We start from the raw sequence: 17,117 nt of genomic DNA, 5'->3' as shown, positions 1-17,117 counted from the left end.
GGAACCTTATTCAGCGGGGACGGCGGGTTTGGCCTGTTGCAGCAATGAGTTCATCAATGCCGGATCGTCGAGCAGTTGGGCGACCAGTTGCTCGGCACCACTTTTGCCGTCCATATAGGTCAGCAAGTTGGAAAGTTGATTACGGGCCTCCAGCAACTTGCGCAACGGCTCGATATTGCGGGCGATGGAACCCGGGCTGAAATCATCCATGCGCTGAATATCCAGCTGGACCGGCAGTTGCCCTTCACCGGTCAGTTCATTGGTCACGCTGAACTTCAGCGCCGGCGCAATGGCACTCATGCGCTCATCAAAGTTGTCGACGTCAATGTCCAGAAACTTGCGATCGGCCACCGAGGGCAACCCCTGGGTATTGGAACCGGAAAGATCGGCAAACACGCCATTGACAAAAGGGATTTCAACTTTCTTTTCGGCGCCATAGAGTTCGACGTCGTATTCAATCTGGACCCGCGGAGCACGATTGCGATTTATAAATTTTTGACTGCTTGCAGTGCTGGACATACTTGACCCTCAATCACGATTAACAACATTTATTCTTCTTGAATACCGGCCAGCGCCCGCATGTCACTGACGCTGGACGGTGCCAGTTCAGCCATGATTTCGAGAAAATCCATACCGGCGAGGCGACGCACTCTTTGCACCAGCATGGGGATGGGACTGCTCGGTTCATGGCGCTGGTAATAGCCGGCAATGGCATCCAGAGCCAGCAGCACCTCTTCCCGCGAGCGGCACTCCTGCACGCCCCCGGCAGAGACAACAGCGGCGGGCGTAGACGCAGACACGGCCACTTCAGGTTCCGGGGCAACGCTGTGCAAGGTACGGCGCAAACGGCTGTCCACCACCTGGATCCATTGCCCCAGCAACCGCGAAACCGGCTGCAGCGGCGAGCTTTCACAGAGCCCGGTTTTTTCATCCAGCCCCTGACCGATGCTGTCCAGCAAGCCCTTGACCCGGTTCAGCGCGCCCAGCCCGCGCATCAGCTCAGTGGAGCATTGCGGCTCGATCTGGCTCTCCAGCCGCAGCAGACAGGCGTCGCGCTCGGGCGACTCTTGACCGCTGGCGATCAACGCCAGATCGGCACAACACAGGGACTCGCCACCGGGCAGCCTGGCCAGCACCTCTTTGCGAAGTGTCGCCACCACCACCGAGGGCACCGCCAGTTCCGCGAGAATATTGATCCGCACCAGAGGGTCGAATTGATCTTCATCACTCAAGCGCGGGTAGGTCTGCTCCCAACGCTCTCGCACCAGATAATCGAGCACCGTCAATCCCTTGGCCAAACCCGCCAGCCCTTCTCGCTCAAGCCAGGCCAGGGTCAGATAAACGGCGACCCGCAGATCAAGCGTACGACCGAACAAATCCATGCAGCGTGTTTCAACAGAGGCCCAGTCTATGGGCTCCGGAATATGTAGATAATCGCCGTACTGCGACTCTTCCTTGCTGGACACTTCATCCATAAGTGCCAGAAACTCGGAATCATATTCCAGGTTTTCACCCACCTCCTGACTGGAAAGAACGACGATAAAGTCATCGATATTCATCGCCCCGCTGCGCCACATAAAAGTTCTACTCCAAAATTATTCCACTCAGGCCGAGCGCTTTAATTGTGTGGGGCAGTATGACAAAAACACACCTGCACACATTAAGAATACTCTTAAAGAAATGGCTATTCCTAAGAGTCATGGGCCAAAACAGAAGTAAAAACCGCCAACAACCAATCAACTTAGGACTCATCCTAAGTTATTTATCCGGCACAGGTTTGAGCGCGGCATAGAGAATTAATGAATGACGGGTAAATGATGCGTGGGTAGTAACAGACGCAAGCCTGCCAGGACAAGAATCCGGGGCCTGGTATTGAGGGATAGACACGGGGTCAAGCTTGGCCCATGCACTTGCGAGCCGGCTTATACAGGCAGGGAAAGTATCAAGGCTGTGTATTGAAAGGCGGCATCAGGAGGATAAGCGCGGCACGAAAGCCAGACACTGGCGCGAGGATGGGAGGTATTCGAGAGGGCTGCATGGCGGCAGATACTGGAGCTATACCCGCAGAGCGGGTATGCGACTGACCGGCCAGCGTCACAGGGTTCAGAGGATGAACCCTGTGACGCTGGCCGGCCAGTCAGATGACAATAGGCAAGGCTACATATTGGCGTCGAATATCACGGTTACCCGGCCTTTGTACTCGGTAGACGGATGAGTGACCATTTCCTTGATCGGATCGCCATTGACCTCAAAGCGCAGATAGGATGATCGCTGGAACACGGCGCCTTCCCTCATAGGGCTAAATCTCGGTACAAACACGTCTTTCTGCAACGTATAATTCAGCGCCTCGGCAATCATGCCGCCTTTATGCCCCATCAACCCCGGCATAGTGATGGCAATGTCCAGGGGGACGGTTGAGGGGCCATTGGAGATACCACAGCGGCCATCGGGCATCGTGTACTCACAATTGATATCCACCGCAAAGTCGGTGGAGCCACTGACCCGGAACGGTACATCCCTGCGCAATGTCGCAGGCACCTTGCCAAACTCCTGCCACTGGTTCCAGCCACCCAGGGGTTGCAGATTGACCGTTTCGTAACCGGGTGCGAAGTCGATCGCGAACAGGTGGTTTACGGTAAGGGTAAATTCCAGACGCAGATTCGGATCCCCACCCGACACACCATCGCCAAAATCAATATCGCTACCCAAGCCCCCCATGGTGTAATTGGTGGTTGCGCGATAAATACCGTTTTTCATATTCAAGGGCTCAGGGGTTTCAAGCTCATAGAGAATATCTGTACCTGCAAACGAGAACTCTGTAGCGGCCAGCATCTCATAAGCACAACTACTGCGCCCACCAGCACCATTATCATTACGCCCAAGAATTCGGAAAATATTGTCACTATAATTCAAATTACCGTACAGCTCTCGACACCCCCTTAGATCCCGCGTACCGCTTAACAGGTTAGGGTCCGGCTGGCCGTACCTGAAGGCAAAGCCCGTAATACGCAAAAACAATTCGGCAGTTTCTCCGGTGTCGGAAACTACAGTAATGGACCGCTGTTCAGGAAGGCTAAAATATAGTGACCCACGACCATGATCAACAACTCCGCTACCTTGTTTTTTCGCGTCCGCAGTGGAAAATCCTGTCGCAATACTGGCAATCTTATTATCAATGCACCATTGTCTATGGGCATTACCGCAAACCCCGGTAATAGGCGATGTATTGGTAAAGGTCCGGTTATTAGGATTGTTCTGATTAGGGGTAAACTCTGCAGTTACACGGGCAAGATGAGCCTGTGCCGGCGCCAGCCACAGTAACTGCCCAAATACCAGCAACACCAATAACAGAAAGGCGCTACGACTCTGTTTGATCAAAACTATAATATTCATGTTTATCCTTGCTACTCGGCGTTAGCACTAAGCAACGGTTTGCTGGTGTTCAGATCGTCGCACTTGAGTTTACCCACCATCACCACATCGCCTTCGCGCGGGTAGCGCTTGTCGTCCAGATGGAAAGTGCAGCCCTTGATACTGGGGTGGGACACTTCCAGCATCGGCTGGCGGGCACTCATTTCCAGGGTGAAAAAGCCATCCGCCTCGGCAACGCTGCGCCCGGCGTGGTTGCGCACCTGGGCTCCACGCAGCGGCTTGCCGGCGGCATCCTGTACCTGACCCATTACGGTCAGGGTCTGCATGACCTTGACCTGGCGATAGGCCACGCCCCCCTTGTTCAGGTGGTAACTGGTCATTGACGGGTGAATCGAGGCTGCCGGTGCTTCGCGGCCGGAAAAGTCCAGCTGCAGGTTACCGGGCTTATAGGCGGTCACCGGCACAAAGTTGCGCCCGGGCTTGAGCTCAGTGGTGGCACCATTGGTGTCTTGCGCCATCAACCCCAGGTCCGGCAGGTCGGACTCGACATCAATAATCATCCCGGTATGGGCGCCACTGCTGACGCCATTGCCGGCGGTGACCAGCTTGCCGCCACCCATGGCCACGGTGCTTTGCAGGTTGACCCCGCCGCTCAGCCCGCCTTCTAGGGAGGAACGCTGGGCAAACACATCGCCGCGCACCAGGTCGGTGTCAAAGGAAGCTGCACCGTTCAGGCCCACGCCATAGCGGTCGCTCGACACATTGCCGTTGACATTGCTGAACAAGCCGCCTTGCAGGTCCTGGGACACTCCGGCATTGACATACTGGTCACGCCCGCCCGTACTCCCGGTGCGGGTACCGGCACCGACGTTGTAGCGCCGGCCGTCACTGCCCAGGGCCATGGTCAGGGTTACGTCGACCCCGCGATTGCGCTGGTTGCCACTGCTGGCGGTGGCCGGTCGGTCAAACACCGAGGTGCGCCAGGTGGCATCGCTGCCCAGCAACCTGGAGCGCCGATTGAACGACAGGTCCAGCCCCACACCATTGGTCACACCATTGCTGTATGACGCACGGGCCGTCAGGCTGTTGATGTCGTCCAGCCGGTGATTGAGGGCGATGGCCGAGTTCTGCTGGGGGCCGGCCTGGGTCTTGAGGTACTTGTCGGCGTTCTGCCAGTTCAGGCTGTGGTTGAACATTATGCTACCGGTGGCATAGTTGCGGATCGCCTGCACATCCAGCCCCATCCCGTACTCACTGGAGTGAAAAACGTTGGCGTAGAGATTGGCGCTATCGCTGGCGTGCCAGTTCAGCGAGCCACCCACGGACCGCTCTTTACCCACCTGCTGCACCATGGCGCCCAATACTGCGCGCGGGTGAGCCAGATAGTTGACCACCCCGCCCACCGCCAGCTCATTGGCATCGTCGGTGCTGTAGCTGTTCAGCAGGTTACGCTGCTGGCCGATAAACGAACTGTAGCGCCAGCGCTCCTGGGCATTGCTCCAGTGCGCAGGTTTATTGATCAGCTCGGTCTCGCTGGACGTGACATTGCCGTCTTCCACCAGACGCACCTCAACCTCGTAAATACCGCCGGGCAGGCGCCGGGTATCGATCAGCTGCAAACCGGGCTCTACCGGCTGGGTGTAGATAAGGCTGCCATTACGATAGATTTCAACCGTGCCCTGGCGATTGGCCGTGACATAGACCGGATAAATGCTCGGGCTGGCGCTATCGATGGCCAGGATGTCGGAGGTACCGAGCATAAGCCCGACAATGGTACTGGGCACCGCCCCCGGGGCGCTGGGCTGACGCGCCACGCCCTGGAAGTTGGGCTGGAAAAAGCCGGCGCGCACAAATTGATTCTCGTGCTCGCGCTGGCCGTACAGGCTCTGGATCGACTGCCGGGTTTCGGCGCCTTCATAAGTACTGCGGTCCACCTGGTAATTACCGACCGTGGTCCAGTTACCGATACTGCCCTGGGCATCCACCGAGTAACGGCCATTGGTATCCGTGCCGCTGCCACCAAACACATTGAGCTGGTTACGCAGCACCAGGCCGTGACTGCCGCCCTCGGGCAGCTGGTGATAGCGCACTTCTTCAGGGTTGACCTCGGCCCCGCGGGTTACCAGCGACAGCTGCGAGCTTTCCAGACTGTAATGCATGGCCACCAGGCCATTGTCGCAGCTGGCAGTGCACTCGCCGAGCGGGCGCGGCTGGCTGAGGTAATCCGTCCAGCGCTGGCGATCCGCGGCGCTGAGCTTGCTGTCGTGAAACTCGCTCATCTCCAGCAGTTGAAGGGTGTTATTACGGGACAAGACCACGCGACCATCGCCAAGGAACTTGCCATCCTGCTCAATCCGCACCGCCAGGGGCAGATCGAAAAAATGTTCAAGGAAATCTTTTGGAAGACCCTGAGTCTGCTCAAGCAAACTCAGGGAGGACTTCATTTTTACTGCTGCGGTTTCAGGGGCTGTTGCCGACGCCTGAACAGAGGCGCAACACAACGCAACTGCAACACTGAGGGCATGCAATTTAAACAACACAACAGCTCCTAAAAACAGGGCAAGGGGAATAAAGCCCCGCTTCAGGAGCTTTATTCAATAACCTTTACAGCCTTTATCTATTACGGAGCAGCAGGAGCAGACTCAAACATCATGTGCACAGCACCTGCGTAGCTACCCTCTTTATAACCAGTAGTCGGTTCGATGGCGCTGATTTGAACTTCCTTGATTGCACCCCCGGTAGCTTCTGCAGCGGTAGCCACGTCAACAGCAGCGGCTGGACCCACCTTCAAAGCCACACCACCCACCTTGACTTCCATATCAATAACTTCGCTTGCGTCCAACAATTTTGGTTCAAAAACCAGATAGGACTTAACCGCAGTACTACCACCTTTAATGTTCAGCGGACCGCCCACAGTTTTGAAGTCTTTTACGTTATGGTCGTAGGCCATATTCAAATCAGACGTGGACCACCCGGTATTATCCCAGACAGCAAGGCCCGTTGCCGAAGGCACAATAGCCTTGACGTTCAGATCAAAGGGAACAGCTGCAGCAAAGGCAGCACTGGAAGAAGCCAACAAGGTGGCAGCAAACAACGAACGGATCTTCATCATTACATCTCTCTCGGTAGTAAAGTCCCTGCACGGAACAAAAGGTTATTGCATTTACTTGAAACCCAAGCGAACCGGTTTTTCCTGGTTCCCTTCGATAAGTTTGAATTCGTAAGTGTGCTGCTCGGACTTGCTAAAGGTTTGACTGCTCTGTGGCAATAAATGAATTTGCCGACCCGGCTGACAGTCTTTGCCTTTGGCGCCGCACGCCTTGAAGCCATCCAGCACAATGGTGCTATTACCGTTATTACTCACGGTATAGCTGTCCGCCCCTTCCTTAATATCCGTTGCAAAATGTGCCTTGGAGGGATGCACCACAACTATAGTGCCGTAGCCGGTCATGATACTGACGCCGGCAGACATTTCTTTCTTATACTGATCACGCTCTTCTGTGGACAGCGAAAAGTCATCGGACTTATCCGGCATGGCCGGAACAAAGCGCACCCGGTAATACTTCTCATGGGTGCGATCACCGGAATAAAGCAGGCGCGCCGACTGTTGACTGTTCGCCGGAATAATCAACCGCGCCGGACTGGCTACCAGGCCATCTTTATCTTCACCCAGACGCGCATTCTCAACCGGCCGCTCAACCGGCTTTCTATCAGCATCGTAGACAATCTCACTGATCTCCACTCTGACAAATGCCGTGGCATCACCACTGTTACGAACACGTTTGAGAAAGGTACCTTTATCGGAATTAATAAAATCAAACAATGAACCTACATTAATATTTGGGGCCGCCGCCTGTACCGACGACAACGAAAACCCCGCACAACATACTAAAGCCAGCATTACCTTTTTCATCGATTTCTCACTAATTAACTCACCAACTAAACAACCCGGGTTTATGCCCGACTCAAATAATCAACATCGTTATACGACAGCAACTCTTGGCCGAAAAAAAACTCAGGCCGCCCCAGGTTGTCGTTTTTTTATTATTAGTTTGAGAATCACTAAAACTGACAAGTCGCGTTAAACATTCAATCAGCAGCCCGTGAGTGTTACCTGTTGTAACTGCGCTGTTGACGAGGGCAAATCTTATAGACGTCCACCACACCGAAAAATCGGAAAGCTCCTAAAATCTGAAAAAAACCCAATAAAATAGACTGCTGAAACAATTCATCCTGCCAACACCTCTAGACCAACCTGCAGCGCCGTAGTAGACGCCTCATTGCCCGGGCTACGCATGACAAGACACACATCGCCAGCAAGCTGGCTCCTACAGAGAGCAGGGTTCATTTAGGACTTTGCCTGCTTGACCGCAGGGGCCACGGGGGTGCTTGGCGGATCGCAGTGTTGCCATCGCCAGCAAGCTGGCTCCTACAGGTAAGCGGAGCGGGTTCAGGTCGGGCTTTGTCTGATTGACCGCAGGGGCCACGGGGGTGCTTGGCGGATCGCAGTGTTGCCATCGCCAGCAAGCTGGCTCCTACAGGTATGGGGGGGCGGGTTCAGGTCGGGCTTTGCCTGCTGACCGCAGGGGCCATGGGGTTGCTTGGCGGATCGCAGTGTTGCCATCGCCAGCAAGCTGGCTCCTACAGGTATGGGGCGGGTTCAGGTCGGGCTTTGCCTGCTGACCGCAGGGGCCACGGGGGTGCTTGGCGGATCGTAGTGTTGCCATCGCCAGCAAGCTGGCTCCTACAGTAGGGGGCCAGGGGCAGGGTTCAGGCACCGCCAGCACGCTTGCCCCTACTGTGGGAGCCGGCTTGCCGGCGATTCCCGGGCACAACGAAAAAGCCCCTGAAATGCTTGACCATTTCAGGAGCTTCGTCTTGTTCAATAATGGCGGAGAGATAGGGATTCGAACCCTAGGTACTGTCGCCAGTACAACGGATTTCGAATCCGTCCCATTCGGCCACTCTGGCATCTCTCCAACGGCGCGCATCATAACAGCGGTTTATCTTTCTGGCAAAGCCTTATTTCAAAAAAATGCCTGCTATCAATTACTTGCACGCCTTTGGAGCTCAAAACCCTGCGCCACGCAATTTCTTCACGGGCCTGGATAAAGTCGCCCAACCCCTGATGGAAGCGTTCTTTGTTGATTTTACTGGCAGCCGCCTTGCCAGAACCTAAGGGATGTCACCATCCCAGATCACTGTTACATCGCCTTTGTACCGGCTCCCGGCATGTACGATCATCTTCTCCACCCCGTCGCGATCAATTGCAAAATCAAGACTGCCCCTGGCGTTATCCATGTACTGGGTGACATCAATGACAGTCGGTGTGCTGCTGCTCAGTGGAAGGTCTTTAACAGGCCCCCCGGCCATATAGGTGGAAAAACCCGGGGGCAACGTAACCCGAGTGTCTACCGCCACTTGATGACCCACTTCATTTTCCAGTGCGCACTGATTACCAACGGAATATTGACACTGGAGCAGCATTTTGAATGGCATGGATGACCAGAGTGAAAAATTTTGCACTGCCGACAATTTCTCCGGGCGCCGACCACGCTCCAACCATTGCTGCCAACCACCTTGAGGTACCAATGCTAAATGTTGCGAGCCCGCAGGAAATGCCACCTGCAGTACATGAGAAACTTCAAGTATAAAATTCAAGGTCAGGCGGTCATCATCAGGCAACATGACGTCACCGAAGTCCAAATCACCTCCGGGACCTACCGAAAGATCAAGTTGCCCCCGATATACCCCTGACTTCATTGAAAGAGGGTTTGGGGTGATGAGCTGATATATGAAAGTGAAATTTTCGTAGCGGAAATCCTCCAGATCAAACCTGGATATTCTCCCGCAGTTGGCTGGCGGGCCAACGCCCCAGAAAAAGCTATAGAAGGTAGTCGACAGCCTGGAATAGCCAGTACCCGAGCATCCTCCAGCACCCGCATACAACCACGAGCCGCCCACCCAAATGTCAGCGTGCCCGCCCCCGCTTATGGCACCAACACTTTTATTGAACTGGAGGCGCGCTCCAGCCCCGACTATCTGGAATCCCAGCTGCTGGGTTTGGCCATCCGTAGATACAATGGTTACATTCTTGATCTCTGTTGGCATTTTAAACAAGGCTGATTGGCGCAAATCCGCGGCATTGGCCTTTATGTCAGCGGGCAGGGTTTTAATTTTCGGGGCAAGACTATGACGCCCGGCAGCACATGCAATATTTAAACAATGCCCCGTGTCCGGTGTTGTATTAATGAATTTAGTGTTACCCGGATTCCTTGGGTCCGGGGTGAAGACTGCCGTAATATCGATCGATTCTGCCCAACTGAAAGTGGAATTCAGCACGAGCGCCAGCGCGCAGGAAAACCTGGCTATCGCGAGCATGTTCATGGCTTCACATCCACTTTTTTCGAGGCACCACCCTCTATCAAGTTATACGAATATGTTCGCCCGGGCTCTTTGTTGAACGCAAAGTATTTCCCGGGCCGCAGATGAATCTTGCGGGTGGCCTTGCAGTCAGTGGCCTGGCTCATCGAGCAGTCTTTGAACCCATCCAGTTCTATGGTGCTGTTTCCCGCATTCTCAACGCGGTATTCAATAGCGCTGTTGTGGACCCGGGTAGTGAACCGGGTATTTTCCGGTCTTACGAAAAACACAGAGCCGTAACCGGTCAGTATATTAACGCCGGCCGACATCGAGTCTTTATAGGCTTTGCGCTCCTCCTCGGGCACCGCAAACTGGTCTTCCTTTTCAGGAACGACCGGAACAAATCGCACACGATAGTAACGCTCGACATCCCGATTCCCCAGATAGAGCAGCCGGGTACCTTGCATCCCCTTGCCAGGGATAATCAGTCGCGCCGGGCTCGCCACCAAACCTTTGCGCTCTGCGCTCAAGGGGCCCTGGTTGTCCAGCGCGGTTTCAGTCGCCTTGCCGTCGGCATCAAAGGTCATTTCGTAAATATTGACTCGCACAAAGGCCGTGCTGTCACCGACGTTATTGATGCGCTTGAGATACGAGCTCTTGTCGGAGGCCATATAGTCATAGATGGTGCCGATGTTGATACTGGGCCCTGCCTGGACCGTCGACGCAAACAGGCCCAGGCCCAGCAGGTATAAAAATTTATGCACGAAGGAGATCCTCGGTAAAAAGCCGGCGACCATCAGCGCTTTGATAAACAAAATGTCACCGCCGGCGTTCAACATTTGAATGTGAAGCCGCTTCAAACTGTGGCAGCGGCCTTGGATTTATGAGGTCTGGTCCAGTGGTTTTGGCGTCAGTTGTGCGCCAATTGTCCGGCCATCGAGCCCTCGACACAGCGCAGGTCGCCAGCCATCAGAACATCGCCTTCGAGCTTCAGAACCTTGGGGTCAAGATCAAACCGGCACAGCACACGCTCGCCACGAACGATTTCAAGGGTCGGGGTGTCAGCACTGAGCTCCATGGAGAAGAACCCGTCTACCTCGGTTACGCCACGGCTGGCGTGGTTGATTACGTGATGTCCTTTCAGTGGCAGGCCATCAGCATCCACCACACGGCCTAACAGGGTCAGGGTATTGATGACGCTGACGCGCTGGTAAGCCACGCCGCCTTTGTTCAAGTGATAGCGGGCGCGGGCAGGCCGAATGGTTGCCGCTGGCGCGTCGACGCCAAGGAAGTCGAGCTGGACTACGCCGTCGCGATAAGCACTGACAGGAATCACGTTGCGGCCCGGGCGCAGAATCGTACCGCTGCCACTCAGGTCGTCAGCCCGCAGCTCCAGGTCGTCAATATCCGACTCCACATCGATAATCATGCTGGCCTGATTGCCCGCCTGCTGGCCGCTCAAGGCAATGTTGCCGCCCCCCACTACCAGGCTGCTCGTCAGGTTCAGGCTGCCCGACACTCCCCGGCTGTAAGACGAGCGCTGCACTTGCACATCGCCAGAGGCATAGCGACCTTCAAACTGCGCACTGCCGGCCAGCCCGACACCATAAGTGTCGGTCTGCACGGAGCCGCGGACACTGCGCACCGTGCCCGTTTCAAAGTTTTGCTGATAGCCGAGGGAGGCATTGCGATCTGTATCACCGCTACGCGAAGCGCGGGAGCCGACACTGGCGGTCATACGCTTGCTGGCTTCTCCAAGCGCCATGTTGAAGCTCAGATCGAAACCGCGATTACGCTGATTGCCGCTACTGACAGCAGCAGCCCGGTCAAATACAGAGAACCGCCAGTTAATGTCATTGGCGAACAATTGAGTCGTACGCATCCATCCCAGGTCCAGGCTAATGCCGCTTATCTGGCCTTCGCTATGGGATATTCGGGCGTTAACACTGTTATGCCCTTGCAGGCGGTGGCTGATACTCAGCGCCGAATTGCTGACGTTGCCGTTATAGGGGGAGCGTTGACGCACCCGGCTGCCGTCAAGGAGGGTTTCCCACGTGTTGCGCGTGTCCAGCCAGCTACGATTGTGGCTGGCAACGACACTGCCTGAACTGTAACTGTGCAGCGCTTGCACCTCCATTCCCGTGCCGTGGTCCTGGCTGCGATACACACTGGTGTACAGACTCGTGCGGCTTGCCAGGCCGAGATCCAGGGAAGTGCCGAGTTGATTCTGCCCTTTGGTCTGGCGTGCCGAAACACCGACCACTGCCCGAGGGTGTAACAGGTAGTTGACCGCAGTACCGACGGTGGTGTCGCCATCTTCCTGCTTGTCCCAGTTGCTCAGCAGGCTGGTCTCTCGACCAAAAAACACGTTATAGCGCCAGCGCTGGCTGGTATTGCTCCAATTGCTGGGCTTGTACACCAACTCATCGCTCGTGGAGGTGACTATGCCGTCTTCGATAAGTCTGACTTCAATATCGTAGATGCCACCTGGCAGAGGGCGCGTATCAAGGGCCTGCAGACCTGGCGCAACTTGCTGACTGTTGATCAGAACGCCATTACGGTAAATTTCTACGGTTGCTTCACGATTGGCAGTCACAAAAACCGGGTAGACAGAAGGTTGCAGTCCACCTTTGGCCAGACTGTCGGAACTGCCCAGCATGACGCCCAGGGTTGTGTCGGGGCTGTTACCAAATGTACGCGGCTGACGGCTGAGACCCACCGACTCCGGGGTGAAGTACCCCAGGCGCAGAAAGTTGTCGCGCCACTCCCTTTGGCTATGCAGTTCGTACACTGAGTGCATCAGCTGGTTTTCGTCCCCCCCCATCTTGCTAAGCTGGCCTCTGACAGTCTGGGTCCAGTTGCCCAGGCTTGAGACGGCCCCTAGCCCCAGGTGCGCAGCGAGATCCTGGCCCTGCCCGCCAGACAGGTTCAACTGATTACTCAGCATAAACCCCCTGCTACCGCCCTGGGGTTGGGCGTAGTGTTCGGATTCGATGGTTTTGCGCTCGGTTCTGCCGGTAAGTATCGAGACTTCTGAGTTGTTGAGGCTGTAATGCACAGCCAACAGATCTTCTGCACACTGACTTGCACAGGGACCCAGTACGACACCTTGCTGTAACAGCAGTTGCCAGACTTCACGTTCGGCCGGACTAATGTCGCTGTCACGGGTATCCGTAAACTCGATAAGCGTCATGCGCTCGTCCCGGCTTAGAACCACCATGGCCTCACCCAGAACTTGATTATCAAGCATTACCCGTACGGCCAATGGCACGTCAAAGAAATGCTCGTGAAACTCTTTAGGCAACCCGTCTGCCTGAACCAGCAAAGTGGTATAACTAGGTGTTGCTGCGATGGAAGCCTGGCAAAAACTTGCAGCACTTGCAAAGGCAATAGCCAATGACAAATCAGTATACCGACTCACTCCGTAACACCTTGCTTATAGCGGAAAAAAAAACTCCGACATGCGCTGCACACGATGTCGGAGAGAGTCAATCAGTCGCTTACTGCCCGCACCGGTACTGACCGATTACGTGATCGCGCAACAAGCCATACAACCGATGCTCAACAACTTGAACTTAGATGACGGCATCAAAAGACAATTGGACATTGCCCAGATAGCTACCCGACTCATAGCCGGTTGCCGGCCTGGTCGGTATAATTTCCAGATTCACTACTTTTACAGTAGCTGCTTCGGCTGCGGTGAGTACCGTCTGGGCGGTAGTGGTCAACGACTTGCCGTTGAACTTGACATCCAGAACAACACTATTGGCACCCGCAGCCAAGTAAGCCGGGGCCAACAGTTGTGCACTGATTGAGCCTGCAGAATGAACAGCGTCAAATGTTTTAACCAATGAAGCCATTTCTTGAGTGTTTATATTGTAAGAGAGCGCCTGAGTCTCGCCGATCCAGCTGCTGTCACTTGGCAATACATAAAAATCTGCTGTCGGAACGAAGGAAGACAACTGAACCGTATGATTGATCGGTGCAGCATGGGCCTGAACACTCAATACCCCGACAGCAAGTACAAAGGGCGTCAGAATAGTTTTTTTGAAAAGGGACATAGAGACTTCCGAGCCGAGACGTTTTACGCCTTAGATTACTTAAAAATACTTAATATTCGTGCCCCGACCGGCCCAACCAAGCATGTCGCGCAACGAGCAGTAACCTTAACGAAACATTTCTAATCGTTATATCGGAATACTCCTAATACCCCTGATATTCCTGATGCCTTTAGCCCACCTAAAAGTATTGATACTTCTTCTGGTGTAAAAATAAACCTGCGTTTTGATAAATCGCGGGAAGCTAGAAGTTATTGCAGGATATACCTGCGCGCAGCAGATCGCTGATGGGGCAGCACGTCTCGGCGTATCGACAGACAGCCTTTATGCGAACGCAGGAAGACACAGCAAGGGGAGGACTTCGACGCCTGAGAGCAGAGCTCGGCGAGTCACTGAAGAGAGATATCGGGTCGTCAGATTGATGCGCATTGAAGGTTTGCGCTCCACGACAGGAAGTACGGAGGCAAACCAGCCTGTGCCTGGCGCGGATGATTCGCCTGTAGCCTGCACTGCCTTTTGGCTTGTGATTGCGGTTGCGATTTGTGTCCGGAACAGCGGTTGGATTGCATTGCCAGGCGACGGCGTACCTGGCGTACGCCGCGCCTCTAACCGACAGCTTGCACTGTCGGCGTGAGGCTCTGGCAGAGGCGGTTGCGCGAACCCGCCTCCAGGCGCTTCATGACCGCTTAAAGCGGGACGCCGAGGCGCTGTGCAACTTCTTCGTAGGCTTCGATCACGTCGCCCAGACCCTGACGGAAGCGGTCCTTGTCCATCTTCTTGCCGGTGGCCTTGTCCCACAGACGGCAGCCGTCCGGACTGAATTCGTCACCCAGCACGATGCTGCCGTCGTGGAATACGCCGAACTCGAGCTTGAAGTCCACCAGCAGCAGGCCGGCGTCATCGAACAGCTTGTTCAGCACTTCATTGACCTTGAGCGACAGTTCTTTCATGCGCACCAGTTGCTCGGCAGTGCCCCAACCGAACGCCACGACGTGGGATTCGTTGATGAACGGGTCGCCCTTGGCGTCGTCCTTGAGGAACAGCTCAAAGGTGTAAGGGTTGAGCTTCATGCCCTCTTCCACACCCAGACGCTTGACCAGACTGCCGGCCGCGTAGTTACGCACAACGCACTCGACCGGAATCATGTCGAGTTTTTTCACCAGGCATTCGTTATCGCCCAGCAGTTTGTCGAATTGGGTCGGCACGCCGGCTTCTTCGAGTTTCTGCATGATGAAGGCGTTGAACTTGTTGTTCACCATGCCTTTGCGGTCCAGCTGTTCGATGCGCTTGCCGTCGAACGCTGAGGTGTCGTTGCGAAACAACAGGATCAAGCGGTTGGCGTCGTCAGTTGTGTAAACCGATTTCGCTTTACCGCGATAGAGTTCTTCACGTTTTTCCATGATGGGCTCCGCATGCTAAGTAGGTGGGCTAGGCGATTGTGCGCCAGTCGAGCCCTGAATCTTGATCGGCCAGTTGCAGCCAGTCCGGGTCGCACCCGAGGGTGTCGACAAAACATTGCCGGGCCAGCTGCGGCAGGTTGTTCTTGCTGCTGAGGTGGGCCAGTACCAGGTGTTGCAGGTGTTTCCAGCCCAACTCGGCCACCAGGCTTGCGGCCTGGTGGTTGTTCAAATGTCCTTCCTGACCACCTACCCGTTGTTTGAGAAACCAGGGGTAGTGACCACGGGCGAGCAGGTCGCGGCAATGGTTGGCCTCGATCATCAACGCGTCCAGGCCGCGATAGCTGTCCAGTACGCCATCGCAGTACGAACCCAGGTCGGTAAGCAGGCCGAAACGCCGCTTGCCGTCACTGAATACGTATTGGGTGGGTTCCTGGGCATCATGGGCAACCAGGGTCACGCTGATGGTCAAGGCACCGATCTGCAACGTTTCGCCACCTGCCACGAAGCCGGCAGGTTCAAGCGGCTTGCGCATCCCGCGCTGGGTACCACGACTCATGTACACCGGCACATTGTAGCGCCGGGACAGCATCCCCACGCCATGCACATGATCAGCATGTTCGTGGGTGACCAGAATCGCGCTCAGCTGGTGCGGGCTGATACCCAGACGCACCAGGCGGCGTTCGGTTTCCCGCAACGAGAAACCGCAATCCACCAGTACACAGGTGCTGTCGCTGGCTACCAGCGTGCCATTCCCTTGGCTACCACTACCGAGAACGGCAAAACGCACAGGATCAGCCCAGGTTGTCTTGAATAACGCCCAACACTTTGCGCGCCACTTCTGGCGGTGCAACCTTGTTGATGTTTTCTTCGACAGTCACCTGCACGCTGTCCCCGACCTTGCTCAGGCGAACCTGATAGCGCTGGGCGCGGGCTTCCACTTCTTCCTTGGCAGGTTTGCTGCCGAAAAGGCTGGAGAAGAAACCGGGTTTCTCGTCCTTCTTCTCGGCTTTTTCGGCCAGGTTGATGTAGTACAGGCCCAAGGTGCGGTTGATATCTTCAACCCGCCACTCGCCCTGTTCAAGTGCGCGACCTACGCCGGACCAGGCACGATCGAGGTCTTCGGTCAGGCTCAATACCGGGTTGCCACTGCCGTCTTCGCTCAGGCTGACGCGGGTCGGGGTGTCAAAATCACGTGCTGCGAGCAACGAAACCGAACCGCCCTTCTCGGCGCTGCGGCTCATGCTGATGAGCATTTCGTCCACCAGTGCCGCGTCCAGGCCGGTATTGACCGAACGCTGGCCGAAATCGACGTTGGCGGTGCTGCCGGCTGGACGATTGGCGCTCACCACATAAATTTCGCTGGTGTTGCGCTGTACGCCCGGCTCGATACGGACCCGCACGCGGGTTTCGCTGTCAGCTGCCAGGCCACTGGTGCCGAGGTGGCGAGCCATTGGCGCGGACAGTTCGTCAGCGCGCTGCCAGGTGGTGGTGAACTCGCCGGTTTGCGGGCGCTGCTCATCGATACGGAAGCCGTTGTCCTGGAAGAACTGCATCGCTACCGGCCAGACTTCTGACGGTACGTGCTGCGCCATCACCCAACGGCTGTCGCCGCTTCTTTGCAGGGTGTAGTCGCTGGCACCGGCAACTGTCGCCAGCGGCAATGGCCGCGGAACCTCGAACTCGCCCTTGACGGTGTCATCGGGCACGTTGCTCGGGATCGGCAACAGCGGCACAAGGCGCTTGTCAGTCACTACACCTGGCGGCAGTTTCATTGGAGCGGTTTGTTGCGCCTCCAGATAGTCGCTGCCACGGTCCCGGAAGTACCCGTCTGGACCCCACAGCCAACCGCAGCCGCTGGTGCTCGAAATAATCACGGCTAGTGCGGAAAGTCCGGCCAATCGCTTCATGCGTAATGCTTCCTCAA

General features: G+C 55.7%; 13 protein-coding genes and 1 tRNA gene. All 14 read right to left on the bottom strand.

Annotation, left to right across the window (positions count from 1 at the left end; translation table 11 throughout):
* Window positions 1–6 precede the first annotated feature (6 nt).
* The 14 genes from tssB to bamC all read right to left on the bottom strand — a co-directional run bounded on the left by tssB (window position 7) and on the right by bamC (window position 17,100).
* Window positions 7–519 (bottom strand): type VI secretion system contractile sheath small subunit, encoded by a 513-nt coding sequence (gene tssB / locus FEZ21_RS10315; RefSeq protein WP_127195858.1) that lies wholly within the window; start codon window positions 517–519, stop codon window positions 7–9.
* A gap of 29 nt (window positions 520–548) precedes the next feature.
* A complete protein-coding gene (tssA, locus tag FEZ21_RS10310) occupies window positions 549–1,559 on the bottom strand; it encodes a type VI secretion system protein TssA (RefSeq protein ID WP_238839916.1) in 1,011 nt (336 codons plus the stop codon).
* A gap of 598 nt (window positions 1,560–2,157) precedes the next feature.
* Entirely contained in the window at window positions 2,158–3,393 is a 1,236-nt protein-coding gene (locus FEZ21_RS10305) for a hypothetical protein (protein ID WP_160627026.1), read from the bottom strand.
* Window positions 3,394–3,404: 11 nt separating this feature from the next.
* Complete coding sequence (locus FEZ21_RS10300) at window positions 3,405–5,816, bottom strand: TcfC E-set like domain-containing protein (protein WP_010656802.1); 2,412 nt, start codon at window positions 5,814–5,816, stop codon at window positions 3,405–3,407.
* A 176-nt stretch (window positions 5,817–5,992) separates the two neighbouring features.
* Window positions 5,993–6,484 (bottom strand): CS1 type fimbrial major subunit, encoded by a 492-nt coding sequence (locus FEZ21_RS10295; RefSeq protein ID WP_160627024.1) that lies wholly within the window; start codon window positions 6,482–6,484, stop codon window positions 5,993–5,995.
* 51 nt (window positions 6,485–6,535) lie between these two features.
* Complete coding sequence (locus tag FEZ21_RS10290; protein ID WP_010656804.1) at window positions 6,536–7,285, bottom strand: hypothetical protein; 750 nt, start codon at window positions 7,283–7,285, stop codon at window positions 6,536–6,538.
* A 976-nt stretch (window positions 7,286–8,261) separates the two neighbouring features.
* A tRNA-Ser gene (locus FEZ21_RS10285) sits at window positions 8,262–8,351 on the bottom strand.
* Between the two features lie 196 nt (window positions 8,352–8,547).
* Window positions 8,548–9,759 carry a hypothetical protein gene (locus tag FEZ21_RS10280; RefSeq protein ID WP_160627022.1) on the bottom strand — a complete coding sequence of 404 codons (1,212 nt, stop codon included), beginning with the start codon at window positions 9,757–9,759 and terminating at the stop codon, window positions 8,548–8,550.
* A complete protein-coding gene (locus FEZ21_RS10275; RefSeq protein WP_177412938.1) occupies window positions 9,756–10,499 on the bottom strand; it encodes a molecular chaperone in 744 nt (247 codons plus the stop codon). Before FEZ21_RS10275 ends, FEZ21_RS10280 begins: the two co-directional genes overlap by 4 nt.
* A gap of 146 nt (window positions 10,500–10,645) precedes the next feature.
* On the bottom strand, window positions 10,646–13,156 hold the full coding sequence (locus FEZ21_RS10270; protein ID WP_373683727.1) for a TcfC E-set like domain-containing protein: 2,511 nt from the start codon (window positions 13,154–13,156) through the stop codon (window positions 10,646–10,648).
* Between the two features lie 154 nt (window positions 13,157–13,310).
* Window positions 13,311–13,796 (bottom strand): CS1 type fimbrial major subunit, encoded by a 486-nt coding sequence (locus tag FEZ21_RS10265; protein WP_003446680.1) that lies wholly within the window; start codon window positions 13,794–13,796, stop codon window positions 13,311–13,313.
* Window positions 13,797–14,479: 683 nt separating this feature from the next.
* A complete protein-coding gene (gene purC, locus FEZ21_RS10260; RefSeq protein WP_003446678.1) occupies window positions 14,480–15,193 on the bottom strand; it encodes a phosphoribosylaminoimidazolesuccinocarboxamide synthase in 714 nt (237 codons plus the stop codon).
* A 28-nt stretch (window positions 15,194–15,221) separates the two neighbouring features.
* A complete protein-coding gene (locus FEZ21_RS10255) occupies window positions 15,222–15,980 on the bottom strand; it encodes an MBL fold metallo-hydrolase (RefSeq protein ID WP_003446676.1) in 759 nt (252 codons plus the stop codon).
* A 4-nt stretch (window positions 15,981–15,984) separates the two neighbouring features.
* Window positions 15,985–17,100: an outer membrane protein assembly factor BamC gene (gene bamC / locus FEZ21_RS10250; protein ID WP_003446674.1), complete on the bottom strand. Its 1,116-nt coding sequence runs from the start codon at window positions 17,098–17,100 to the stop codon at window positions 15,985–15,987.
* Window positions 17,101–17,117: the final 17 nt, after the last annotated feature.

This window comes from Pseudomonas sp. 9.1(2019), from assembly GCF_009910445.1.
GTDB lineage: Bacteria > Pseudomonadota > Gammaproteobacteria > Pseudomonadales > Pseudomonadaceae > Aquipseudomonas > Aquipseudomonas paraversuta.
Note: the sequence above shows the minus strand (reverse complement) of the source record. Positions and strands in the feature narration are given on the sequence as shown.